Annotated in this window: 19 protein-coding genes; 8 read left to right on the top strand and 11 right to left on the bottom strand. The window is 57.5% G+C overall.

The window, feature by feature from the left end:
• Positions 1-58: 58 nt before the first annotated feature.
• Positions 59-2,530 (bottom strand): UvrD-helicase domain-containing protein, encoded by a 2,472-nt coding sequence (locus IB245_RS07390; RefSeq protein WP_192227149.1) that lies wholly within the window; start codon positions 2,528-2,530, stop codon positions 59-61.
• 238 nt (positions 2,531-2,768) lie between these two features.
• Between IB245_RS07390 and IB245_RS07385 the strand changes: the two genes are divergently transcribed.
• Positions 2,769-3,464, top strand: coding sequence for a pirin family protein (locus IB245_RS07385; protein ID WP_008044296.1), 696 nt, complete (start codon positions 2,769-2,771; stop codon positions 3,462-3,464).
• A gap of 162 nt (positions 3,465-3,626) precedes the next feature.
• Here IB245_RS07385 and pgm read toward each other — a convergent pair whose 3' ends face one another.
• From pgm to IB245_RS07365, 4 genes are all read right to left on the bottom strand, one after another.
• Entirely contained in the window at positions 3,627-5,273 is a 1,647-nt protein-coding gene (pgm, locus tag IB245_RS07380) for a phosphoglucomutase (alpha-D-glucose-1,6-bisphosphate-dependent) (protein ID WP_192227148.1), read from the bottom strand.
• Between the two features lie 110 nt (positions 5,274-5,383).
• Positions 5,384-6,784 (bottom strand): PLP-dependent aminotransferase family protein, encoded by a 1,401-nt coding sequence (locus IB245_RS07375; protein WP_192227147.1) that lies wholly within the window; start codon positions 6,782-6,784, stop codon positions 5,384-5,386.
• Complete coding sequence (locus tag IB245_RS07370) at positions 6,781-8,271, bottom strand: hypothetical protein (protein ID WP_192227146.1); 1,491 nt, start codon at positions 8,269-8,271, stop codon at positions 6,781-6,783. Before IB245_RS07370 ends, IB245_RS07375 begins: the two co-directional genes overlap by 4 nt.
• Positions 8,272-8,834: 563 nt before the next feature.
• The gene (locus IB245_RS07365) at positions 8,835-9,857 is read right to left on the bottom strand and encodes a zinc-dependent alcohol dehydrogenase family protein (protein WP_008044290.1); all 1,023 of its coding nucleotides are present in this window, start codon (positions 9,855-9,857) and stop codon (positions 8,835-8,837) included.
• 269 nt (positions 9,858-10,126) lie between these two features.
• Here IB245_RS07365 and IB245_RS07360 point away from each other — a divergent pair, with 269 nt between their 5' ends.
• Entirely contained in the window at positions 10,127-11,041 is a 915-nt protein-coding gene (locus tag IB245_RS07360) for a LysR family transcriptional regulator (protein ID WP_223451505.1), read from the top strand.
• 326 nt (positions 11,042-11,367) lie between these two features.
• Here IB245_RS07360 and IB245_RS07355 read toward each other — a convergent pair whose 3' ends face one another.
• From IB245_RS07355 to IB245_RS07345, 3 genes are read right to left on the bottom strand one after another with little or no spacing between them, the layout of a single operon-like run.
• Positions 11,368-12,351, bottom strand: coding sequence for a Wadjet anti-phage system protein JetD domain-containing protein (locus IB245_RS07355; RefSeq protein WP_225609822.1), 984 nt, complete (start codon positions 12,349-12,351; stop codon positions 11,368-11,370).
• Positions 12,352-12,353: 2 nt separating this feature from the next.
• On the bottom strand, positions 12,354-12,650 hold the full coding sequence (locus tag IB245_RS07350) for a hypothetical protein (protein WP_192227145.1): 297 nt from the start codon (positions 12,648-12,650) through the stop codon (positions 12,354-12,356).
• On the bottom strand, positions 12,626-13,027 hold the full coding sequence (locus IB245_RS07345; RefSeq protein ID WP_192227144.1) for a hypothetical protein: 402 nt from the start codon (positions 13,025-13,027) through the stop codon (positions 12,626-12,628). The genes IB245_RS07350 and IB245_RS07345 overlap by 25 nt, the downstream gene beginning before the upstream one ends.
• Before the next feature lie 130 nt (positions 13,028-13,157).
• Between IB245_RS07345 and IB245_RS07340 the strand changes: the two genes are divergently transcribed.
• Positions 13,158-14,048 (top strand): helix-turn-helix transcriptional regulator, encoded by an 891-nt coding sequence (locus tag IB245_RS07340; protein WP_192227143.1) that lies wholly within the window; start codon positions 13,158-13,160, stop codon positions 14,046-14,048.
• Positions 14,049-14,296: 248 nt separating this feature from the next.
• Here IB245_RS07340 and IB245_RS07335 read toward each other — a convergent pair whose 3' ends face one another.
• From IB245_RS07335 to IB245_RS07325, 3 genes are all read right to left on the bottom strand, one after another.
• The gene (locus IB245_RS07335) at positions 14,297-15,154 is read right to left on the bottom strand and encodes an HNH endonuclease (RefSeq protein WP_224794831.1); all 858 of its coding nucleotides are present in this window, start codon (positions 15,152-15,154) and stop codon (positions 14,297-14,299) included.
• On the bottom strand, positions 15,151-16,710 hold the full coding sequence (locus IB245_RS07330; protein ID WP_192227142.1) for an AAA family ATPase: 1,560 nt from the start codon (positions 16,708-16,710) through the stop codon (positions 15,151-15,153). The genes IB245_RS07335 and IB245_RS07330 overlap by 4 nt, the downstream gene beginning before the upstream one ends.
• Positions 16,711-16,857: 147 nt before the next feature.
• Positions 16,858-17,025, bottom strand: coding sequence for a hypothetical protein (locus IB245_RS07325; RefSeq protein WP_192227141.1), 168 nt, complete (start codon positions 17,023-17,025; stop codon positions 16,858-16,860).
• A 678-nt stretch (positions 17,026-17,703) separates the two neighbouring features.
• Between IB245_RS07325 and IB245_RS07320 the strand changes: the two genes are divergently transcribed.
• From IB245_RS07320 to IB245_RS07300, 5 genes are all read left to right on the top strand, one after another.
• Positions 17,704-17,874, top strand: coding sequence for a YhfG family protein (locus IB245_RS07320; protein ID WP_192227140.1), 171 nt, complete (start codon positions 17,704-17,706; stop codon positions 17,872-17,874).
• Complete coding sequence (locus IB245_RS07315; protein WP_318652957.1) at positions 17,871-18,308, top strand: Fic/DOC family protein; 438 nt, start codon at positions 17,871-17,873, stop codon at positions 18,306-18,308. The genes IB245_RS07320 and IB245_RS07315 overlap by 4 nt, the downstream gene beginning before the upstream one ends.
• 467 nt (positions 18,309-18,775) lie before the next feature.
• A complete protein-coding gene (gene mexE / locus IB245_RS07310) occupies positions 18,776-20,029 on the top strand; it encodes a multidrug efflux RND transporter periplasmic adaptor subunit MexE (protein ID WP_008026285.1) in 1,254 nt (417 codons plus the stop codon).
• Between the two features lie 15 nt (positions 20,030-20,044).
• Complete coding sequence (locus IB245_RS07305; protein WP_192227139.1) at positions 20,045-23,224, top strand: efflux RND transporter permease subunit; 3,180 nt, start codon at positions 20,045-20,047, stop codon at positions 23,222-23,224.
• Positions 23,221-24,642, top strand: a complete 1,422-nt coding sequence (locus tag IB245_RS07300) for an efflux transporter outer membrane subunit (protein ID WP_192227138.1) — start codon at positions 23,221-23,223, stop codon at positions 24,640-24,642. Before IB245_RS07305 ends, IB245_RS07300 begins: the two co-directional genes overlap by 4 nt.
• Positions 24,643-24,777: the final 135 nt, after the last annotated feature.

Here is a 24,777-nt window from a genome sequence, read left to right as displayed (position 1 = left end):
GAAGCGCAGCTGCCATAAAAAAAGCCCACATCTTGTGGGCTTTTTTTTGAGTACGGGTTTACGCCGATGTCTTGCTCCGGTGATCGGCAAAAAACGCCTTGCCCTTGCCGATCCGGTCGGAAGCCTTGGGCATGTTCGCCGCCTGGGTGTCCTGGCCATCGACATACCAGTAGCAATGGCTGACCGCCCGGGTGATGCCGACATAGGCCAACCGCAGAATCTCGTCTTTTTGCGCGTTATCGTAAGCTTCGTTGTCGCCAGCCTTGCCCAGACCCGCCATGCGGTAGACCTGATTCTTGTAGGGCGAACTGGTCAGGTGCTGGCAGTCTCCCAGCAGAAACACCGCGTCGGCCTGAAGGCCTTTGGCGCTGTGATAGGTCAACTGCTTCAGTCGTCGTGACTCGTACGGCAAGCTAGAATCTACATTAACTACAGACTGAATATGCTCTTCTATCAATGACTTATCGCTACTTTTTCGATAAAGCATCAAGATGGTATCGCCCTGCCTGTAGTGTTCCATCAACCTCTTGGCCAAGCCTTGATCATCCCGATCGAGCACGTTGACCGGCAGCAGCGCTTTCGACTCGCCACTGGCCTTGGCCTTCTTGCCGGCGATGGCCGGCGCGGCGCGCACGATGTGTTCGGCGGCATCAATGATGTGTTGATGGCTGCGATAGTTGTCGCTGAGCATGACCTTGGTCGTGCTCGGCGAAGGGAACTCCTTGTTGAACTCCATGAAATACGTCGGCGAACTGCCGCGCCATCCATAAATGGACTGCCAGTCATCGCCCACGCACAACAGCGACGAACGCTGAGCGCCGCGCCCCACGTGCATGGCCGGGCCGCGACTGCGAATCTCGGCGAGGCTGGCACGAATCCAGGAAACAATCTGCGGCGATACGTCCTGAAACTCGTCGATCATCAGGTGCGACAACGGTCGCAGCAGTTCATCGCTCAACAGCTTCTGGTTTTCCGGGGAATGCTCGCTGAACAAGGCGAACATGCGATTGTAGGTCATCACCGGTGGCTTCTGATCCAGCAGATGATCTTCCAGGGCTCGCCAGAACAGGCTCAAGGCCTCGAAGAAAAACCGGTCCGGGTCGTCCTTGGCGAAGCTCATCTGGCCCACGGCATTCGGGACATCCAGGCCAAGGTTTTCGATGAACCCGGCCGCCGCGACAAAACAGTCCAGCAACGGCGCGGAACCGAGCTCGCCCTTGACCTTGTAATCAAACCCCGGCCCGGCGCTGGCATCGCCCGCAAGGGAGGCCAAAACACGCTTTGAAGTTTCATAACTATCTAGCCATATCAAAGGCTTACGACAGAAAGCTTGAAACAGGGTTCGCTTTACCGCCCATTCCGCACGGACGCTGAGCTTGGCATTCGGGCGGCTGACCTGCGGGTTTTCCCGAGGATCGAAACCCAGCACGACCCACGCGTCCAGGCTCGGGATATAGCCATGACAATGAAAGGTCGAGCCATTGATATCAAACGACTGGCGATTGGGCTCGATGCCTTTGATGGGCCAGGCACCCGCGCGAAACCACAAATCTTCAATCAAGTCGCACAGTTCTTCATCACGCTTGGCGGCCAGTTCGGTCACGGCCATGCGTTTTTGCACGTCCGGGTGATCGCGCTCCAGCTCCTTGAGCTGCAAGGCATGGCGCGACAACGGCTTGATCAGTTCGCGAAAGCGCTCATCACGCGTGTGCAGGTTGTGATAGCAGGCGTTGAGCTGCTGACGCTGGGCGTCGTTGATGCGCAAGTCGAAAGGATTGCTATCGGCCTCATCATCAGCGCCTTGCACACGGTTGCTGAGGTTTTCGAACGCTTGCAGCCGCTCGAAGCCCGGCAGGCTGCGCACCATGGGCAGGATTCGCGAATGGAAGGTGCGCACCAGGTCCCGCGCCTCCTTGAAACCGAGCGGCCGCCCCCAGAGCGCAAACATCTCGATCAGTTTGTTGATGAAGTCCTTGCGTGACTCCCGTGTAAAGGTCACGACGGTCATTGAGCTCAGCTCGAAGCCCAGATAGTGGGTCAGCAGCAAAATACGCAGCACCAGGGTGGTCGACTTGCCCGCCCCCGCGCCGGCGATGACCGACGTCGATGGCGTATCGCTGAAGATCATTTTCCACTGCGCGGCGCTGGGTTGAGCGTGCGGCGCGAGCAAACGAGCGACATCGGCCTTCATACGCTTCTTCAGCTCTGCGCTCAATGGCAGGCGCCAGTCGTCGAACAGGTTGTCATCGACGTTAGGGGGCCGGTGTTCGGTGGAGCGCGAGTCACGAATCAGCAACACCTGCCGACCTTCCTCCAACCCTTCGAGCTTGCCTTCCTTATAGCCGTAATCCACCCCGGCGCTGTGACCGCTGCGAAAACCGTCGGCCTGGCCATGCAGCCATGACGCCCGATGTTGTGCGCGCAGACGCGTCAGCCCATGGCCAAAGAATCGGGCGGCCAGGCGCTTGAGCAGCGGCATCTCGGCCAAGGGACGAAGTTCAGGAGGAAGATCGGGGGTGTGTTGCGGCACGCGGGCTGACTCCAGGGTGTGAGGCTGTTGAGGGCTATGGTGTCTGCATTTGCCGTTCAGTTCTAGTGAAATGCTTACAGGTCATTGGCTTATGCGATGAAGTGAAGGCTGGATGAGAATGTTTCGAGGTGATTTGATATCAGTTTATTCGATTGTATTGAGGCATTTTTTACGCTTTTTATCGATCAGTGCCTGATAGATGATGCTCGCCATTCACCACCCTTTTCAGGAGACGATCATGCTCGAACTCAGACCCTTCAACTCCCTGGGCGGCGCCCACCATGGCTGGCTGGATGCTCATCACCACTTTTCGTTCGCCGAATACTACGACCCTAAACGCATGAACTGGGGCAACCTTCGGGTGTGGAACGACGACGTGATCGCCTCGGGTACCGGTTTCCCGAAACACCCGCACCGAGACATGGAAATCATCACGTATGTCCGTGAAGGTGCGATTACCCACGAGGACAACCTCGGCAACAAGGGCCGCACCGAAGCGGGCGATGTGCAGGTCATGAGCGCCGGCACCGGGATCGCTCACAGTGAGTACAACCTGGAAGCGACTGAAACCAGGATCTTCCAGATCTGGATCATCCCGAACGAAACAGGCCTGGCACCGTCCTGGGGTGCGAAACCGTTCCCTAAAGGCCAGCGCGAAGGCTTCGTGACCCTGGCCAGTGGCAAGGCCGGCGACGATCAAAGCCTGCGGATCCGTGCGGATGCGCGCCTGGTTGCGGCGAACCTGAAGGCTGGCGAGTCTGCGGAGTATCGACTGGACAATGGTCGCCGTGCTTACCTTGTTCCGGCGACGGGCGTGATTGAAGTCAATGGCTTGCGAGCACAAGCTCGAGATGGTGTTGCGGTGGCTGATGAGCAGGTGTTGCGCGTGACGGCCATTGAAGACAGTGAGATTGTTTTGGTGGACCTGGCTTGATTGGGTAAATGCCGGGCAAAAAAAGGGGCGACTGTCATAGTCGCCCCTTTTTTTGCTTCGGGATTTGCTGCGTATCTGATGCCGCCATCGCCGGCAAGCCGGCTCCTACAGAGATTGCGCGAGCCCTGTAGGAGCGAGGCTTGCCCGCGAAGGGGCCCTCACTTATTTCGCAGAAATAGCGCCATCCACCAATGTTTGAGCTTCGGCAACCAACTGCTTGAGGTGTTCGTCACTGACGAAACTCTCGGCGTAGATCTTGTAGATGTCTTCGGTACCCGACGGACGCGCCGCGAACCAGCCGTTTTCGGTCATGACTTTCAAACCACCGATCGCCTGGTCATTACCCGGCGCGTGGCTGAGGATGCTCTGGATCGCTTCGCCCGCAAGCTGGGTCGACGTGACCTGCTCCGGTGACAACTTGCTCAGCAAGGCTTTCTGTTGCGGATTGGCCTTGGCATCGACCCGCACCGAGAACGGTTCACCCAGTTCATCGGTCAACGCGCGATACGCCTGGCTCGGGTCGCGACCAGTGCGGGCGGTCATTTCCGCAGCCAGCAGGGCCGGGATCAAACCGTCCTTGTCAGTGCTCCACACGCCACCGTCCTTGCGCAGGAACGAGGCGCCGGCGCTTTCTTCGCCGCCAAAACCCAGCGAGCCATCGAACAGACCGTCCGCAAACCATTTGAAACCGACCGGCACTTCGTACAAGCGACGGCCCAAACGCTTGGCCACGCGATCGATCAAGCCACTGCTGACCACGGTTTTACCCACGGCTGCATCGGCGCGCCATTGCGGGCGGTTCTGGAACAGGTAGTCGATGGACACTGCCAGATAGCTGTTCGGCGCGAGCAAACCACCGGACGGCGTCACGATGCCATGGCGATCGTGATCCGGGTCGCAGGCGAACGCGACGTCAAAACGCTCTTTCAGGCCGATCAGGCCTTGCATGGCATGGCTGGACGAAGGGTCCATGCGGATCTGGCCATCCCAGTCGACCGTCATGAAGCGGAAGGTCGGATCGACCTGCGTGTTCACCACGTCCAGATCCAGCTTGTAATGCTCGGCAATCGCCGACCAGTAACGCACCCCTGCGCCGCCCAGCGGATCGACGCCCAGACGCAGTTTGGCGTCGCGGATGGCGTCAAAGTCGATCACGTTGATCAGGTCGGCGACATAGGTGTTGAGGTAATCGTGACGGTGCGTGGTGCTGGCCTTCAGCGCCTGCTCGTAGCTGATGCGCTTGACGCCGGCGAGCTTGTTGCCCAGCAGCTCGTTGGCCTTGGCTTCGATCCACTTGGTGATGTGGGTGTCGGCCGGGCCACCGTTGGTGGGGTTGTATTTGTAGCCACCGCATTGCGGCGGGTTATGGGACGGCGTGATGACGATGCCGTCTGCCAGGCCCGAGGTGCGGCCACGGTTGTAGCAGAGAATCGCGTGGGAAATCGCTGGTGTCGGGGTGTACTCGTCACCCTCGGCAATCATCACCGTCACGCCGTTGGCGGCCAGCACTTCGAGGGCGCTGGCGCCCGCCGGGGTCGACAGCGCGTGGGTGTCGATGCCGACGAACAGCGGACCATCGATGCCCTGGGCTTCGCGGTACAGGCAGATCGCCTGGCTGATCGCCAGAACGTGCCATTCGTTGAAACTCAAGTCGAACGAGCTACCTCGGTGCCCGGACGTGCCGAAAGCGACACGCTGGGTGGAGATCGCGGCATCGGGCTGGCCGGTGTAATAAGCCGTTACCAGTCGCGGGATGTCGACCAACAACTCTGCCGGTGCCGGTTTGCCCGCAAAAGGACTGAGTGTCATGCAAAACCTCTGAATAGAGTGGTTCAGGAATAGGGACGCAGTTTACTGGCAGTTTGACCGCAACGCGATGGGATCGATCCACGGACGCAAAGGATGTTTTGCGAACATGCTCAGTCTACCGATTCCAGGCGCAAGGCATCGCCGAGCAGGCTCAGTGCAGCGGCCAGATCATGATCACCGCCAAAGCTATGACTGAGGCGCAAGTGTTGCGTGTGCAGGCCCTGCAAACTGAACAGCTCGCCCGGCGCAATCACCACCTGATGCTTGAGCAGGCGCTGAAACACCCGCCGCACATCAACCTGACGCAGGGAGCGCACCCAAATCGTTGCCCCACCCTGAGGCTCGACAAAATGCAAGGCATCGCCCAGGCGCTCCTGCAACAACTGCGTCATCTGCACCTTGCGGTCCTTGAGCAACCTGCGCAGCACATGAAGGTGCTGGTCGATCCGTCCGTTACCGTACAAACGGGCGATGGCTTTCTGGCGAATCGGCGACAGGCGAAAGGCACGCAGTAAAAAGTGCCGCTGCAATTCGGCGCTGAAATGCCGTGACAACAGAAAGCCGTAGGGCGCTTCCGGGCCGATGATTTTCTCGAACGTGGAAAACACGATCAGCCGGTCAGGGTCGAGCAGATCACGAAACCGCAAGCCGCCCGGTTCGAATTCGAGTTCGCCGTAGCAATCGTTTTCCAGCACCCAGCTGCCATGCCGTTCGAGGAGCTGCGCAATAGCTCGTCGGTTGTCGTCATCTGCGAGGCTGCCTTGCGGCATGTTCAAAGCGGATGACAGCACGACCAACCGCACCGGGTGGGTCTCCAGCAGCTTCTTGAGCTGTTCGACGTCTAGCCCGCCATCGGTTTGCAGCGGCAATTCGATCACCTGGACATCGGCGGCCTGGAGCAAGCGCAGAATCGCCCAGTCACACGGAGACTCAAGGACCACCGCAGCGTCTTTGAGGCTCAACACGGCGATCAGTATTTCCAGGACACCGCGCAAGTCGGCGCCAATGTAAACGTCATCGGCATGCCAGCAGCGTACCGGCGTTGTGGTGTAACGCGCGGCCAGGGCGGTACGCAGTTCCAGTTCGCCACAGGGCTGCGAAGGCGGTTGCGGCTGGCGCGGATACTGGCGCAGCAGTTCCCGTTCCAGCAGCAATAACGGACTGTCGAGGGGCTGCAACAATGCCGGTTCGTCGGCGCTCAACACCAGCATGCCCGGGCACCTGGCACTGAAATAAACGCTTTCGAGCAGGTCATTGCCATTGCCGGGCGCATTGATGGCGGACACCGGCAACGCGTAATAGCCGGATTTGGCGACCGAATACACGCGCCCTTCTTTCTCCAGCAACGAATACGCGTACTGAATCGTCGAGATCGACACGCTCAAACGATCCGCCAACTGACGCAACGACGGCAGGCGCACGTGCGTGTCGCTGACTGGCTCATTGATCAGGTGCGTCAGGTATCGGTACACCGCCTGATAAGCAAAGTCAGTCTCGCGTGGTCCTTTCAATGTCCCGCTGACCCTTCACCCGCCACCGCGGCATCATCGCCAAAGTTGGCGCCTTCCGATGGCAGGTCCACGCCATCAGCATCCGGGTCAGCCACCCTGCCCTCGGCCCCTGGCACCGGCCCCATCCGGTAAAGTGTGCCGAGCAGGCCGACGGGCAGCCCGCTGACGTCGACCATCCATTGCAGAATCTGCTCCGACACCGGATTGCCCTGCATTGCCCGGTGCAAATCAGGCATCGCCACCAGCATTCCGGGATGACACTGACGCAGAAAGCGCTCAAGGGCAGCACCGTTTTCGACAAAGGGTGCGAAGAGCAGGCACACCAGCTGAGCCTCGGTCAAACCGAGGTTTTTTTGCGCCTCGGCCGCGGCCAGCCCACGCTGCTCGGACAGCCTCGCCGGGTTACCGAAGACCGCCACTGCCTGCTCGCACAAACGCTCCGGCAGTCGCTTGCGGCGCATCATCACCAACGCCCGTTGCAAGTATTCGGCGACACCCGCCTCATAGCTGCGACCGTGCACAAAGCACGCTTGCAGCCCTCGCACGTGTGCGGATATCGAAAGGCTGACGAATTCGTTGTCGCTGATCTGAGCCGCCAGTTCGTCAGGTTGAAAACCGAGAAATTCGGTGAGCAGCGGCCAGCGCTCTTCGAGGTTGCTGACCAGCATGTCTTGAATGTCGATGAACGTGGTACGGCGACAGGCCTCGAAGCGCTCGGCCGGCCGCCATGCCGCCTGCCCCTGTTCGGCATAAAACGCGCGATAGCAGTCACTGCCGATCTCATCGAGCAAGGCGAACAGTTCATCGAAGCCTGTTTCAACCGGACTTGAGGTCTTGAGCCCGGCCTTGGCCGCCGCCCGCTTCAAGCCTTCGAGAAACTGCTTTTGCTGACGTGACGTGTCACTGCTGACCAAGGCATCGACGCCACCGTCCCAACGCGCGATCTGCCCATAGAACTCGCCGGTCGCCAGATAGCCGTCGTCCCACAGATCGATTGGCCCGTTCCAGGTTCGACGGTGGCCCACCATCAGCACATTGAGCCGATTGGCTTCTCGACCGGCATCGGAGATCGGTGCCGGGTGGCTGAACGGCAACACTTCGCGGTTATCCACCATCAGCACTTCGACCCGTGGATCGTCGTAGAGAAACAACGAACTGTAGCTGCGATGGATGTTTTCCTGGGCCATCGAGCTGGCACCGTTCATTCGCAGGGAGGCTACGCGCAACTGGAACGTGGCTGGCGCCCGACCGGCAATGCTCAGTTGTGCGGCGCGCAGCAGCGCCAGGGTGTAGCAACTGTCCCGCGAGCCGGACTGGATCGCCAGCACCTTGTAATCGCCAATGCGCTCCATGCCCCCCGCGGCGACCACCAGACGCTGGATCATCAGTTGCAATGCCGTGCGTTCGGCCCGAGAGAAAAAACTCAGCAAGCGTTGCAGCATTTGCTGATAGACATAGTTCATCGCCTGATCATGGATATGGGTCATCTTTATTTACCTGATGCTCGTAAGTTCAGTACTGCATAAACAGCGATATGCACTGCACAGCGGATTGTCTGACACGGATGAAGTGCTGGACATTATTGTCAAAGGCTAGCACTTATACTTTTGGTAATTATTTGAAATAGTTGATCGCCGACGCTGCATGCGCCGAAGCCGGATGGCACAAAAGCCCCGTACCACCGGCATCTGGCGACTTAACAAAACATCCTAGGAAATGTCCGACAACGTCCCACATATAGGTAGTACAAGAAATAAAGATAGAAGCCGCACATGTCTTTTTGAAAGCTGCGCAAAGAATTACTGTTGGTCGGATATCTATTAACAATGTGCATTGAAAAGTATCAGCCTGACACCCAGACATGACTCATTCCTTGAGATGAAAGTAATCATTCAATTATCAAGGCTTAGATGCTGATTAGAAGATACAGATCGAGAGCAAAAACCAGTTCAGTTGCTGAACTGACCCATCGACAGATCGATGAGACGTCTCAATGTTTTGCGAGGGGCAATAAAAAAGTCCGTGCAGGCACGGACTTTTTCAGGGGCTGTTACGCAGGTTCGACCTGAAGGGCGACCCGCTCGCGGCATGGGCATTCATCCATGTAGCGGTGTGCTTCGACAAACTCGGAAAACGGGAAGACCCGAGTCTTGAGCGGCAGCAGTACACGATCGGCGGTCATCTGGTTGATGTCGCGCAAGGCTCGTTGCAGTGCAACCTGATCCTGAATGATGCCCAACTCCGGCTTGCCGGTGAAATTGCCGATGCAGTGTACAAAGAACTGAATGTTCTTCTGGAACGCTGCGCAGGCCGGGAATGGCGTCTGGTTACCCCCTTGCAGGCCATACAGCACCAGGCTGCCGCGAGGCGCGAGCACATCGCCGAGCAGCGACATCTGCGGGCCGCCCAGGCCATCGAACACCACATCGACACCGCGGTTATCGGTGATCTTGTTGATCCGCATGAGCAGATCTTCTTCCTCGGTGACGATGACTTTCTCGGCACCCAGCGACAGCAGGTATTCACGCTCTTCGGCCGTTTTCGTGGCGGCAATCACCCGTACACCCAAGGCTTTACCCAATTGGACGAATGAAGGCCCGGCGCAGTGGCTCGCGTCAGTCACCAGGGCAAATTGCCCAGGCTTGACCCGTGCCAGATCGGCATAACCAAAGTAAGCAATCAACAGCGGCGTGTAATGCACCGCCGCTTCAATCGGGCTCAGCACGTCCGGATAACGGGTCAGTGCCGAGCGCGGCAGAACGATTTGCTCGCCATAGACGGGATAGTCGTTCGGACTTTCAGCCGGGAAACTGGCGACCTTGTCGCCAACTGCCAGGTCATCGACGCCATCGCCAACCGCCGTCACGACGCCGGACATTTCATGACCAAGGCCTGAAGGCAAGCGAGCATGGGAGGACGCCAGGTTCTGGCGCCAGAGTATGTCGTACCAGCTGATGCCAATCGCCTCGACGCGCACCTGCACTTCGCCCGGTGCAGGGAGAGCGGCCGCATGCTCTTCGCATTTGAGCACCTCGGCTGGACCAAACTTGTGAAAACGGATCGTGCGGGACATCGCAAACCTCGTCAAAGAAACCTCTAATGCCCTGAACTCTATCTGGGCTTTCTACCCAAGACTATCAGTGGCTATTAATAGTCGACATGCCTGTCATTGATTCCGCAGCGCCGGCGACATCTTCAAATGTCGTAAGAAACCGAAGCAGCCTTTGTAGGAAAACTGAATTACTCGGTGCAGAGTAGCAGCCTTTCCCCGTAATATTCATGCCGGCCATTGTTCTCATATGGCTGCTCCCGTCAAGCTTGATGACTCTGCCAGGACTCCAGATGAATCGTAATGACCTGCGTCGTGTCGACCTGAACCTGTTGATCGTTTTCGAAACACTGATGCACGAACGCAGTGTGACCCGCGCTGCGGAGAAATTGTTCCTCGGTCAGCCGGCGATCAGTGCGGCGCTCTCGCGCCTGCGCGGGCTGTTCGATGATCCATTGTTCGTGCGAACCGGGCGCAGCATGGAACCGTCCGCGCGGGCGGTGGAGATCTTCGCCCTGCTCTCCCCGGCCCTGGATTCGATTTCCACGGCTGTCAGCCGCGCAGCAGAGTTCGACCCGGCGACCAGTACGGCGGTGTTCCGCATCGGCCTGTCGGACGATGTCGAGTTCGCGTTGCTGCCAATGCTGCTCAAGCGCCTGCGCGCCGAATCGCCCGGGATTGTGCTGGTGGTGCGGCGGGCCAACTACATCCTGATGCCAAGCCTGCTGGCCTCGGGCGAGATTTCAATCGGCGTCAGCTACACCGCCGACTTGCCGGCCAACGCCAAGCGTAAAGTGCTGCGCCGCAGCATGCCCAAACTGTTGCGTGCCGATACAGTGCCGGGCCCGTTGAGCCTGGATGATTTCTGCGCCCGCCCCCATGCGCTGGTGTCGTTCGCCGGTGACTTGAGCGGCTTTATCGACGAGGAACTGGAAAAGCTCGGGCGCAAACGTCACGTGGTACTCGCGGTGCCGCAGTTCAACGGACTCAGCACGCTCCTCAGCGGGACGGATATCGTCGCGACGGTGCCGGATTACACGGCTGACGCGTTGACGGCAGCAGGCGGTGTGCGGGCGGAAGATCCGCCGTTGCCGGTGCGCAGTTTTGAATTGCACATGGCGTGGCGTGGCTCGCAGGACAATGACCCGGGTGAGCGTTGGTTGAGGTCGCGGATTCAGATGTTCTTTGGGGATCCTGAGAGTCTTTAGACGTCGTCTGGCAGGCTGTTCGGCTGATCATTTCTGCCTTTCCACAAACCATGGAGTTCCATTCACTTCCGGTGGATTGCTACATTGGGGGCACATCTGAGGGCATGCTTTGGATGGTTTGAAAAGGATGCCCCCAGCCTAAGGTCCAACAGTCTCCTTCATCGAAAACTCACCCGTTGTCAATGAGATCAGCAATGTTCACAGCGAGGTTCCCTATCATTTGCGATCCGGGAGGATAGCGAAACAATGGCTGAGGTCGAGTCTCGGATTCCCCGTCCTAGAACCTTCATTACGTTATTTCCAGCGTTACGCGTTGGCGTTGAGTATCAGCTTTCCATCAGTTGTTCCAGCCCTACACCTTCTTGAGGTAACCAGTACCCCTCCTCCCAGAGCTCAGTTATCTGCCCAGCGAAATCCGGCAACCAAGATTTCACTAAATGTCGGTGTTCAGCGTTCAGTGACACAGAATCCCGGCGCCGCCCCACTTCTAGCAATAGGCGGTAAAAGCCAATGCTCGGCGTCAATTGAAGTTGATGCAACCGATTGAATTTTAAGGGAATATTCAGGCCTTCAGGATCGATGTCACCGAAGTACTCTGCACTTTGGGCATCTCTCTCTCTCATGACCTCCAGCAAAGCCAGACCGGACGCGCAAATCGTATTTCCACCACCATAGACGATGGCGCTGTAGCGCTTGGCCTGCTCGTTCCACTCTCCCAGGCTCCAGAACGTGTGGTGGTTTTCGACCACGAGCACAGGTGCTCCAACGGCGTCTGAAGGTCGGTAAGCAAGCGGGTGCTCAACCCGCATCGCTCCGATGACACTTAAGGGCATGCGACCACCAAAGAGCGCTCCATTGCGCACCCGGGCGTCGAGAAATTTCTCATCCCCGAAAATTTCCAGCGACCGCTCACGCAACGGCACCTGCAGGAATCGACCGCGGCGCTTGATCAGCCACTCGTTAACCATAAAAGCTGTTGCTTGCTCGCTCAGTGACAGGCTAGGCCAGAACCCAATCTCCGGCAGCCATGAAACGCTGTTGTAGTCGAATGTTGACTTCTGCTTTTCTTCTCGCAACAAGGTAATGGCCTTGGGCATTGGAGGGTGGCCAAGCTTTTCGAAGCCCCCCGCGCCGGGTAGTTTCAGCAAACCCTCCGACTCTCCTAGCCGCAACGCTTCGAGCAATTGAGCATCCCGGTTCGGCGTCTCGACCTGCTCCGGATAAGCTGCAAGCCAGAGGGTTCTGAGCGTCGGTAGCGTCACGCGCTTCCCTGCTTCCAGCCTAAGCGTTTTCAAAAATGCAGCGCTCATGGTTATACCGCCGCCTCAGCAAAGGTCGCCCTGGCCATCTCGATATGCGTGCGTTTTGTCTTGCTATTAACGCCGGCCTTACGAAGCCGGATGATCCGCCTGAACCCTTCGAGGATGTTGGCATCCGCATTGGCGGTAAAGCAGATCAGCTGGATACCGAGGCTGGTTGCCAGCTTTCTCTGCGCATCGATGAGGGCTCTGGTCTGAACGTTTGCGAAGGGGTTGTCCAGAAGCAAGGGCCCGCCACCGCCGCGTTTTGCTTGTGTCTGTGTGCTCACACGCATATGACTGACCAGCATGTAGAGGAACGTCGCGATGACAGTCCCTTGGCCAACGTATCCAGCACGACTTCCGCCACACGCAATCTGGCGGGCTCGCTGAGCTCGGCGCGCATACTGCCGGCGGTGACCATCAAGTGCTCACGTACCTCGGTGAGGGTGTACCCCTGATTAATTGCAGCACCTTCCATCATGTAAAAAAGCGAGGCAAGGCAGAGGTAATTGGTATCCAGCCCCTCCAACACCTTGGAATCATCGTCACCGCGGTGCATCGACTTATTGACGTCAAGGCGCAAAATCGGGCGCAAGAGCAGCAAGTTGCGTTGGTGGGCTGTCAGATCGACCAGGTCACCATTCCTCGTGTCAGGAGGCTCTGCCATGTTAGAAAGGTCGTTCATATTCAGCCCACGAATTCCTTGTCGAGCCGTCGGCACCGGCCAAGCCAGAACCGAATCATTATGAGGTGGTATGACGGATACTAGCTTTATGCCTCTAAGCATCGCAACCAGAAAATAGAACGTAGACGATTTGATGACCAAAGACATTGCAGATCACTCGCAGGCGCAGCAGGAGCGCCTTGCCTACATCGAGCTGAACCTGTGGTTTCTAGGGGAAGTGCGACGGCAGATGCTGGTGAGGCGTTTCCAGATAAAGGCTGCGTCAGCGACCCGGGATCTGGCCCTGTATACCAGCTTGAATCCAGGCAACTTGAGCTACGACGTCAGCGCCAAGACCTTTTTCATAACCCCGAGCTTCAAGCCCATGTACAGCTTCAGCTCGCAACGGGTAATGACTTGGCTGTCTCAGGGGTTTGCGGACGGTTTTCCTGGTGTGTGGGCCGCAGGGGTGCCTGCTCTGCAGCCCGCACGCCTGGGTAATCCAAGCCTTGAAACGCTGGGCGTAGTGACGCGGGCCATCTTTCAACGGCAGCCCATACTCATCCGTTACGAGTCTTTAAGCGGTGCAAGCGACCGCGTAATTGTGCCGCATGTGCTGGTAGACAACGGGCTGCGATGGCATGTACGTGGCTTTGATCGAAAAACGCAAGAGTTCCGGGACTTTGTTGTCACCCGGATCATCGAGCCGCGGATTCTCGATAACGACGTGCCACTGGACTATGAAACGCGGGAATCCGATAACCAATGGAACCATCAGGTGACGCTGGAAATGGTGCATCATCCTGACCAACCTCGACCTGAAGTAACTCACTTGGACTACGAGATGCAGGAGGGCGTGCTGAGGATGACTGTTCAAGCGCTGACTGCCGGCTACACCCTGCGCCAGTGGAGTGTTGACTGCTCACCTGATCACAGCCTCAGAGGCCCAGAGTACCGACTGTGGCTCAGGAATCATGAGGTGCTTGTAGGCGTGGATAACGCACTGCTTGCCCCAGGATTTTCAGAGTCAACTGCGGTCTAGTATCGCCCGCAGGTTGACATGCAGACCTGCTCTGAAAAGACGGTGGATGCTCCATCGTCCTCCGACTCATGTGCGTCCGTCATGAGTTGCGGCGCGGTACCAAGTGGTAGGCGCCTCAACTCAAACTGGACAAAAGCATCGAGTGCTGGCTTGGCGCCCTGCCACTCATTCACTTGTTCACGACCACCTTGGTGGTCAAAGCTTACGCTCCCGGGCCATCAGTCCTGCTGCGATAACTACGGCTCGATTCATAACTCAGCACTGCAGAACCATTCATCATCCACCAAAGCCCTATACATAACCTTTCTCCAATGATTAGCGGGTAGGCTTTGGCTTTGCGCAACGGAACGCAGTTGTTCACGGAACACCTCAGGCGCCAGGTTTTTCATATGGCCTCTTCGCTGATCAACCAGGGTTCCCAAGTCTTCGGCAGCGCGCACCCGATAACGCCGCGCGATGTTGAAAAAATCGAAGTGATTCGAAGCTCGCTTTTTATTCACCTCCAGCCACTCATCAGGCGGGCACACTTTATACTGAATAGCGCAGGGCGTTTCGTGAGTGACCTCGGCTTTGATCCATGTGTCCTCGTGGAAGCACGCCTGATCGTAATAAGGGTGGATATGCTGTTGCGCAGGATCGGTGATGATCGGATTGCCCTTATCAGTATTGCAGTCCCTACAGGCAGGCACGAGATTGTAAGGCAGCACGGAAAGCTGCGGGTAGTTTGCCTTTGGCAGATAATGATCGAGTGTCTTAACATCCGTAGCCAGCCCACAAAGAGGGCAAACATCATGAGCAGATACTAGAATGGCGTTATAAAGGGAGCGTCCAGGCTCTCGTTTCACCATGTAGTATTCATACAGTTTGACAAGCTCGGACTTTTTTATGTCAGCGACGACAATTGGATCCTCCCCTCTCGCTGTTCGTAAAGGAGGAATCGTACAGGCTGAGCCTGCTTTTGCATGCTCAAGGTAAGCCAGCGCCGCGGTCTTGAAAAATTCTATCTCGCTCAGCATCCGATCTCTGTCAGATACTTCGTTAATTGCCGATACACATTGGCGGAAGGAGAAGTCAGGCTCGTAGTCCTGAATATTCATTCTCTTCATGGGGTCGCCTTCGAATGACTGTCGTTCGCCTTCGAGTCACGGTCTGCAATAAGCGCTCGCAGGATAGCTTGGGCCTCGAAGCCTAATCTCCCATCAAATTTCCGAAGAATTTTGTCAAACGTCTCGCCTTCGTCTACCGCAGCCTGAAGAATGGTGTGAAAACCGGACAGCTGAACTTCCAAGCCGAAGACTTCGCGCGTCAGTACGCCAACATTTTCTCCAAATGTCTCAATTTGCGGGCGTTTGGCGGCGGCAGAGAGCCCCTTTCGATTGACTTTCCAGGCACAGGAGGACGGAATTTCCTGAAGCACGACGGGCGAATGTGTGGCAATGATTGCCACGCCATTGCGATCGAGCATCAAATCGTTCAGGGCCCTGATGAAAGCGGACAGCAAAGGCGGATGAAGGTGGCTTTCGGGCTCGTCCAGCAGAACCAGTGTTTTTTCCTCTACCCGCTCAACCAACTTGGCAATGGTCAGGAGGACGATGGCATGCCCCGAGCTGAGCGTGGAAAAAAGCAATTCGGCTGCATCAATGTACTTGGCACTCGACAGCTCCACCTGGGTCAGCATTTCCATCTGGGCAAAATTGTCATCCGACTGCAGGCTCTTTACGGCTTTTTCCCACATGCGCCTTTTATAATCATCTCTGAAGCACGCTTGCAGTGCCTTTACATATTCGCTTTTAAGCTCCGAAGATCCCTTCAGTTCGTAACCATGCTCAGTGGGTCGTTTCAAGCCCACGTAATAAAAGCATGTGCCCTTTGATGGGTCAGGTTGATCTGGCGGCGGACTGAATGGGTCGAAGGCACTAAAGGACACAGAGACGACGCTGCTGAAATATTCACGCGTGATGGGAATACGCTCCATGTGCCACTGCCCAGTATGGTACAGCCTATCTTGATTACTCCCCTGGCCGAGAGCTGCCTTTACGATCCCGTTGAGAATCGTTGTTTTACCAATGCCATTTCGCCCAATGAGTGCATGGACATTGCTGGAAGGTGCCGAGTCGGCTTCCACACTGAATTTCAGCTCAATGCCTGCCGTATCCTCCCCTCCTGATTTCTCATAAATGAAGTCATAGTTCGTACGTACCGCACCACCGCTCAAGACGCGCACGAATTGCTGCTTGATGCTCGGCAGACTCACGTCTCGCAGCAGTGATATAGAAAGAACTTCCTCATCGATCACGCTTTCAAGCAATTCAGGGTTTGCCGCGAGATCTCTCATGCCCGCTACGTACTCTTTTGCGAGCGGCTCAGGTACGCTGTTGGCAAGCTTGTTGTAGTACTCAACGTTATTGCCAAGAGAAAAGAACTCATCCGACAGTTCAGGAAAGTGACGCTGCAGCTTCGACATGGTACTGGTGTCTTTGGTCTGCCCGCGAAAACCGATCTTCACATTCCCTAAGTCATGCTCGACGCCGCTTTGGTCGTAGATGATGACGTAAAACATCGTCACGAAATCATAGTCGTTCCATCGGTCATATTTTAAATATGCGCAGTTTCTGGCGGTCGAGGGAAATCGATCATCTCGACCAACAACGTAAAAGTCCATTTAAGTCCTTATAAACATCAACATGAATTCGAATGCAGGGTGCGTGGTCGCAGGCGCCATCAAGCGCGTCTGGAGATTGGACTGATTAACCAGCCCAGCTCGATAGAGGCATATTGCCATGCCTTGCAATGCCGTGTAGATGGCTTTTTATAGCTGTGACTGACCCATTGCCATTTCCAGAGCGTCGGCCAGCTGGTCGAGAGCGTCTGTGAGACGCTGCTTCTCTCGCGCATCATCCATTTCGGGGTGAAATCCTCGCGCTTGCCTGAGCAGGGTTTCGAGGTCATTTGTATTCAGGTCAAGCTTCACCAACATGCCGTCCACTCCTGGTTGCTGGGCAGCGCCAATGATTACTGTCAGGACTTAGCGCTGCGTAGAGGGTAAGAAGGAGCTTCCAGTGTCGCTCGTGCCGGTCATTGCAGTGTAGGAGACGGCAACCCCATCACTCTGAGTTTGTAATCCGAGACAGCCTGGAACAGCATTTCGGCTTTTGCCTTCAGACGCTCAATCTCCTCCGCTGCCAGACCTGCCGCGAGCCCTTCGTGATAGCAACCTCACCGCCAGGATACACGTGGGGCGAGGCCACGCTTGGTTCGAAGTCAATGCGCGCCTAGATCACCTCACGGCTGGTACTCCTCAGGTCGCAGATCGGTGCGGCTCAGATTTCCACGAGTCTTCTGAGATCACAAAGCCTACCCCTCCGGACTTCCGGCTAATCAAGTCGGCATTGGGAGTGAAGGACTTACGACACGCGCGCTACAAGGACGATATCTACAGCCTCCTTCAACAGAGCCTGAAGATCAACTGGGGGCAAAACTGGGGGCATATTTGAAATTTTTCTGCCTGAAATCACTGTTCTAGAGCCAAGTCAAAATGTTCTTCGGGGATCCGGATAGTCTGGTGTAATCGGGGCAATGTGATACTGGACCATCAACCCCTATCAAGGGATTCGGTCAGCTATAATTGCCAAACATCGATATCAGGACGCCGAATATGGAAAAGCTGAGTTTGCAGACCAAGAAAGCCTGGTTCGCCAAGCACCGTAAAGCCAACTTCGCAGCCAGTCTGCGCTTGGAAGGCTTCGTGCCGTCTCCTGGCGACGGCGAGATCACTCTACCCACTCGAGAGGCGGCTCTCAAAGCCGTCCGGCATGTCAAAGCTTGAGCGACGACAAGTACGGTACCGATCAAGCCCCGGATTGCTATCCGGATACGGATGTCCTGATAAATCTGCTTGACCTGCGTGATGCCGACGACCTCGAGGAAGCTGAACGCTACCTCAATGAGATTGCTTCGGCGCGGATGGAGTTCATCCCGCCGCCCTACAGCCTCGACACCTTGAAACAAGTGCACCACTCCTTGTTTGATGAAGTTTATAGCTGGGCTGGCGAAATCCGGACGCTAGGGATCAGCAAAGGCGCCACAAGGTTCTGTAGTCCCGAGTTTATTGAAACGGAAGTAGAAAAGGAGTTTTCAAGAATTGCCAAAACGGGTTGGTTCGAGGGATACCCCCGCGACCTGCTCGTCTCATCTATCGCAGAATCCTACGGCACCCTGAACGTTGCGCATCCCTTCAGAGAAGGTAATGGCCGGACCTAACGCTTCCTGTTCGAATGCATCATCTTCAATGCTGGCTATTCGATTGATTGGGGGATGGCTGATCGTCAGGAATGGATCGACGCGTGTATTGCCTCTTACTTTGGTGATGACAAGCCGCTGGCCACGATATTCGACCGGTGTATCGGATCGGAAATTGAAGAGGTGGACTTTTAAGATCGGTGTAAAAAGGAGCGCTCTTTCTCAACGCCTTGTCGTTTGTGCTCACAACGATCCGGACAATCTGGCCTCTTCGCGGGCAAGTCGGTCCCATGCCGATTCCTTGCATTCCCCGCAACACAGAATTGCCGTCAAACACATTGATCGCGTTCCAGCCCGAGGTGCATGCTAGAGAGCTCGCCCGGCGCTTATATCATTCCGAATGATAGTTACCTTCGCTTCATTCGATTCGTGCGACACCAACCCGCCGAGCATCATCCGCCCATCTCAATACATTGGCGGATGCATCCATGGAACAGTCACTCAAACATTTGCGCTTCCCGTTGGCCCTGCTGGCCGTAGTGGTGATGAGCGCTTGCGGCAAGGCTCCGGAGTCTGCCGCGACCATGCCTGCGGCGAAAGTCAGTGTCGCCAAGGTGCTGGAACAACCGGTCAATGAGTGGGACGAATTCACCGGGCGCCTTGAAGCGCCGGAAACGGTAGAGATTCGTCCACGGGTCTCCGGTCAGATCGATGACGTTGCCTTCACCGAAGGCGCACTGGTCAAGAAAGGCGACTTGCTGTTCCAGATCGACCCGCGTCCCTTCCAGGCCGAGGTCCGCCGTCTCGAAGCGCTGGTCGCTCAGTCGCGCGCCAATGCGACCCGCAGCGAAAACGAAGCCCAGCGCGGTGAGCGTCTGCGTACCAGCAATGCGATTTCCGCCGAGCTGGCCGATTCGCGCACGAGTGCTGCACAAGAAGCCCGCGCTGCAGTCGGTGCCCTTCAGGCACAACTGGACCTGGCGAAACTGAACCTGAGCTTCACCCGCGTCACCGCACCGATCAGCGGCCGTGTCAGCCGTGCCGAAATCACCGCCGGCAACCTGGTGACCGCCGATACCACTGCGCTGACCAGCGTCGTGTCTACCGACAAGGTCTACGCCTACTTCGACGCTGACGAGCGTGTGTTCCTCAAATACACCCAACTCGCTCGCCAGGGCAAACGTGGTGCAACCACTCCCGTTTACCTCGGCCTGTCCAACGAAGACGGCAACCCGCACCAGGGCGTGATGAACTTCGTCGACAACCAGGTCAACCCGAAAACCGGCACCATCCGTGGCCGCGCCGTGTTCGACAACAGCGACGGCGCTTACACCCCGGGCCTTTATGCGCGTCTGAAACTGGTCGGCAGCGGCACCTACTCCGCCGTTTTGATCAACGATGAAGCGGTCGGTACCGACCTCGGTAAAAAGTTCGTGCTGGTGATGGATGCCGACAACAAAACCGCCTACCGCGCGGTCGAGCTGGGTCCGAAAATCGAAGGGCTGCGCATCGTGCGCAACGGCCTGAACAAGGACGACACGATCATCGTCAAGGGCCTGCAACGGGTACGTCCCGGGTCGCCAGTCACCCCTGAAGTGATCCCGATGGCCAGCGAGCAAACCCTCGCGGCACTCGCACAACAACGACAAGCGCTGGAAGCCAGCAACCTGCCCCAAGTCGCACCTGCCAAGGTCGCGCCGGGTTCGGTTGTGAAACTGGCTGCTGCAACCCCACGCGGTTAAGGGATAACGACTCCGATGAATTTTTCCCAATTCTTCATTTCACGGCCGATCTTTGCAGCGGTGCTGTCGCTGCTGATCCTGATCGCCGGTGCCATCTCGCTGTTCCAGTTGCCGATCAGCGAATACCCGGAAGTCGTGCCGCCGACCGTTGTGGTCCGTGCCAACTTCCCGGGCGCCAACCCAAAAGTCATCGGTGAAACCGTGGCCGCTCCTCTGGAGCAAGCCATCACCGGCGTCGAGAACATGTTGTACATGTCCTCGCAGTCCACCGCTGACGGCAAGATCACCCTGACCATCACCTTCGCGCTGGGCACCGACCTGGACAACGCCCAGGTGCAGGTGCAGAACCGCGTGACCCGGACCGAGCCGAAACTTCCAGAAGAAGTGACGCGCATTGGTATCACCGTGGACAAGGCATCGCCCGACCTGACCATGGTCGTGCACTTGACCTCGCCGGACAAACGCTACGACATGCTCTACCTGTCCAACTACGCCTTGCTCAACATCAAGGATGAGCTGGCGCGTCTGGGCGGTGTCGGTGATGTGCAGCTGTTTGGTATGGGCGACTACTCGCTGCGGGTATGGCTCGATCCGAACAAGACCGCTTCGCGCAATCTGACCGCGACCGATGTCGTAACCGCGATCCGCGAACAAAACCGTCAAGTTGCTGCCGGTGCCTTGGGTGCTCCGCCTGCGCCGAATGCCACCGCGTTCCAGCTGTCGGTCAACACTCAGGGTCGTCTGGTTTCGGAAGAAGAGTTCGAGAACATCATCATTCGCTCCGGCGACAACGGTGAAATCACCCGTCTGAAAGACATCGCGCGCGTCGAGCTGGGTTCCAGCCAATACGCCCTGCGTTCCTTGCTGAACAACCAGCCGGCGGTGGCGATCCCGATCTTCCAGCGTCCTGGTTCCAACGCGATCGAAATCTCCAACGAAGTGCGCGACAAGATGGCGGAGCTGAAGAAGAGCTTCCCGGAAGGCATGGACTTCAGCATCGTCTATGACCCGACGATCTTCGTGCGCGGTTCCATCGAAGCGGTGGTTCACACCCTCTTCGAAGCACTGATCCTCGTGGTTCTTGTCGTGATCCTGTTCCTGCAAACCTGGCGTGCCTCGATCATTCCGCTGGTGGCGGTTCCGGTTTCGTTGATCGGTACGTTTGCGGTGATGCACTTGTTCGGCTTCTCGCTGAACGCCTTGTCACTGTTCGGCCTGGTATTGGCCATCGGTATCGTGGTGGACGACGCCATCGTGGTGGTGGAAAACGTCGAGCGAAACATCGGACTCGGGCTGACGCCGGTCGAAGCGACCAAGCGCGCCATGCGTGAAGTAACGGGCCCGATCATCGCCACGGCGCTGGTGCTGTGTGCGGTGTTTATCCCGGCGGCGTTCATCTCCGGGTTGACCGGGCAGTTCTACAAACAGTTCGCCCTGACCATCGCGATCTCGACAGTGATCTCGGCCTTCAACTCGCTGACCCTGTCGCCGGCATTGGCCGCCGCGTTGCTCAAAAGCCATGACGCGCCGAAAGACCGTTTCTCCAAGGTGCTGGACAAGATCTTCGGTGGCTGGTTGTTCCGTCCGTTCAACCGCTTCTTCGACAAGGCCAGCCACAGTTATGTCGGCACCGTCGGCCGGGTTATCCGCAGCAGCGGTATTGCCCTGCTGTTGTATGCGGGCTTGATGGTACTGACGTTCTTCGGTTTCTCCAGCACCCCGACCGGTTTCGTACCTGGCCAGGACAAGCAATACCTGGTGGCCTTCGCGCAATTGCCGGACGCATCGAGCCTGGACCGTACCGAAGACGTGATCAAACGCATGTCCGACCTGGCCCTGAAACAGCCTGGCGTGGAAAGTGCGGTAGCGTTCCCGGGCCTGTCGATCAACGGTTTCACCAACAGCCCTAACGCCGGCATCGTGTTCGTGACCCTGAAACCGTTCGACGAGCGTAAAGACCCGAGCATGTCCGCCGGTGCGATTGCCGGTGCATTGAACGGCCAGTTCGCCGGGATTCAGGAAGCCTACATGGCGATCTTCCCGCCGCCGCCGGTACAAGGCCTGGGCACCATCGGTGGTTTCCGCCTGCAGATCGAAGACCGGGGCAACCTGGGCTACGACGAGCTGTACAAAGAAACCATGAACATCATCACCAAGAGCCACGGTGTGCCGGAACTGGCAGGCCTGTTCACCAGCTACACGGTGAACGTGCCGCAAGTCGATGCTGCAATCGACCGGGAAAAAGCCAAGACTCACGGCGTGGCCGTCAGCGACATCTTCGACACCCTGCAGATCTACTTGGGTTCGCTGTATGCCAACGACTTCAACCGCTTCGGCCGTACCTATCAGGTCAACGTCCAGGCCGAGCAGCAGTTCCGCCTCGAACCGGACCAGATCGGTCAGCTGAAAGTGCGTAACAACAAAGGCGAGATGATCCCGCTGGCGACCTTCATCAAGGTCAGCGACACCTCGGGCCCGGACCGCGTGATGCACTACAACGGCTTCATCACCGCTGAAATCAACGGTGCGGCAGCCCCAGGCTACAGCTCCGGCCAGGCCGAAAAAGCCATCGAGAAACTGCTCAAGGAAGAACTTCCGAACGGCATGACCTACGAATGGACCGACCTGACTTACCAGCAGATTCTGTCCGGCAACACCGCACTGTTCGTGTTCCCGCTCTGCGTATTGCTGGCGTTCCTGGTACTCGCGGCGCAGTACGAAAGCTGGAGCCTGCCACTGGCGGTAATCCTGATCGTACCGATGACCCTGCTGTCGGCCATCACCGGTGTGATTGCTTCGGGAGGCGACAACAACATCTTCACCCAGATCGGCTTGATCGTACTGGTGGGACTTGCCTGTAAGAACGCGATTCTGATCGTCGAGTTTGCCAAGGACAAACAGGAAGAAGGCATGAACCCGCTGGCTGCGGTGCTTGAAGCTTGCCGCCTGCGTCTGCGGCCGATCCTGATGACCTCTTTCGCGTTCATCATGGGTGTGGTGCCACTGGTGTTCTCCAGCGGTGCCGGTGCCGAAATGCGTCACGCCATGGGTGTGGCCGTGTTCTCCGGGATGCTCGGGGTGACCTTCTTCGGTCTGTTGCTGACGCCAGTGTTCTACGTGTTGATTCGTAACTTTGTGGAGCGCGGTGAACAACGCAAAGCGGCCAAGGCCCTGAAACTGGAGGCGCAACAATGAGCCTGAAAGCCTTCCTGCCGAGCCTGCTGGTACTGGCCCTGAGTGCCTGTGCCGTCGGCCCGGACTACAAGACCCCGGCCACCGAACCGGCGAACATCACCACCGCCACCGATGGCGCTGCCGGTCAGAAAAACTTCGACCGCTCGCGTTTCGAAGGCATCTGGTGGCAGCAGTTTGAAGACCCGACCCTCAACCAGTTGGTGACGCAATCGCTGCAAGGCAACCGTGACTTGCGCGTCGCCTTCGCTCGCTGGAAAGCGGCCCGGGCAATCCGCGATGACGCCAGCAATGACGCCATGCCGACCATCACCAGCCGCGTCAGCAGTGATCTGGGCAAAGGCCAGATTCCGGGCCAGACCACCAAACGGGTCAATAGCGAACGCTATGACCTGGGTCTGGACATGGCCTGGGAACTGGACCTGTTTGGTCGCATCCAGCGCAACCTGGAATCCAGCGACGCCGAGCAGCAAGCGGCCGAAGCGGATCTGTACCAGCTGCAAGTCACCATGATTGCCGAACTGGTGGACGCCTACGGTCAGCTGCGCGGTGCGCAACTGCGGGAAAAAATTGCCCTGGCCAACCTGAACAACCAGCAGGAGTCGCGCAAGATCACCGAAAGCCTGCGCGATGCCGGCGTCGGCGATCAGCTCGATGTGGTCCGCGCCGATGCACGCCTGGCGTCTGTCGAAGCCAGCGTGCCGCAATTGCAGGCCGAACAGGTTCGGCAGAAAAACCGTATCGCCACCTTGTTGGGTGAACGTCCGGACAAACTGACCGTCGACTTGAGCCCGAAAGACTTGCCGGCGATTGCCAAGGCACTGCCGATCGGTAATCCGGGCGAACTGCTGCAACGTCGTCCGGACGTTCTCAGCGCCGAGCGCAAACTGGCTTCGGCCACGGCGCGTATCGGCGTGGCCAAGGCGGATCTGTTCCCGCGGGTCAGCCTCAGCGGCTTCCTCGGCTGGACCGCCGGACGTGGTTCGCAGATCGGATCCTCGGCGGCCAACGCCTGGGCACTGGGCCCAAGTATCACTTGGGCGGCGTTTGACCTGGGCAGTGTTCGAGCCCGTATCCGCGGTGCCGACGCAGATGCCGAAGGCGCCTTGGCGACCTACGAGCAACAAGTGCTGCTGGCCCTTGAAGAATCGGAAAACGCCTTCAGTGATTACGGCAAACGCCAGCAACGCCTGATTTCGCTGATTCGTCAGAGTGAATCAAGCCGCGCGGCAGCCGACCTGGCTGAAATTCGCTACCGCGAAGGCACGGCGGACTTCCTTGTCCTGCTCGATGCCCAACGCGAACGTCTGGCGGCGGAAGACACTCAGGCCCAGGCCGAAGTCGATCTGTATCGCGGCATCGTCGCGATCTACAAGGCCCTGGGTGGCGGTTGGCAACCAGAGACGATCGCCAGCAAGTAACACGTTATAGAGCTCTTTTGGCTGGTCGCAACCAACCAATTTTTTAGCCCTGCGCCTCATTCGGTCGCGGGGCTTTTTTTTGGGGTCTTAAGGATTACTTCATTTTCAGCCTCAACACGGTCCATTGTGGGAGCC

It is taken from the genome of Pseudomonas sp. PDM02, assembly GCF_014852285.1.
GTDB classification, from domain to species: Bacteria; Pseudomonadota; Gammaproteobacteria; order Pseudomonadales; family Pseudomonadaceae; genus Aquipseudomonas; species Aquipseudomonas migulae.
The sequence above is the reverse complement of the archived record's forward strand: the minus strand, read 5'-3'. Positions and strand labels throughout refer to the sequence as shown.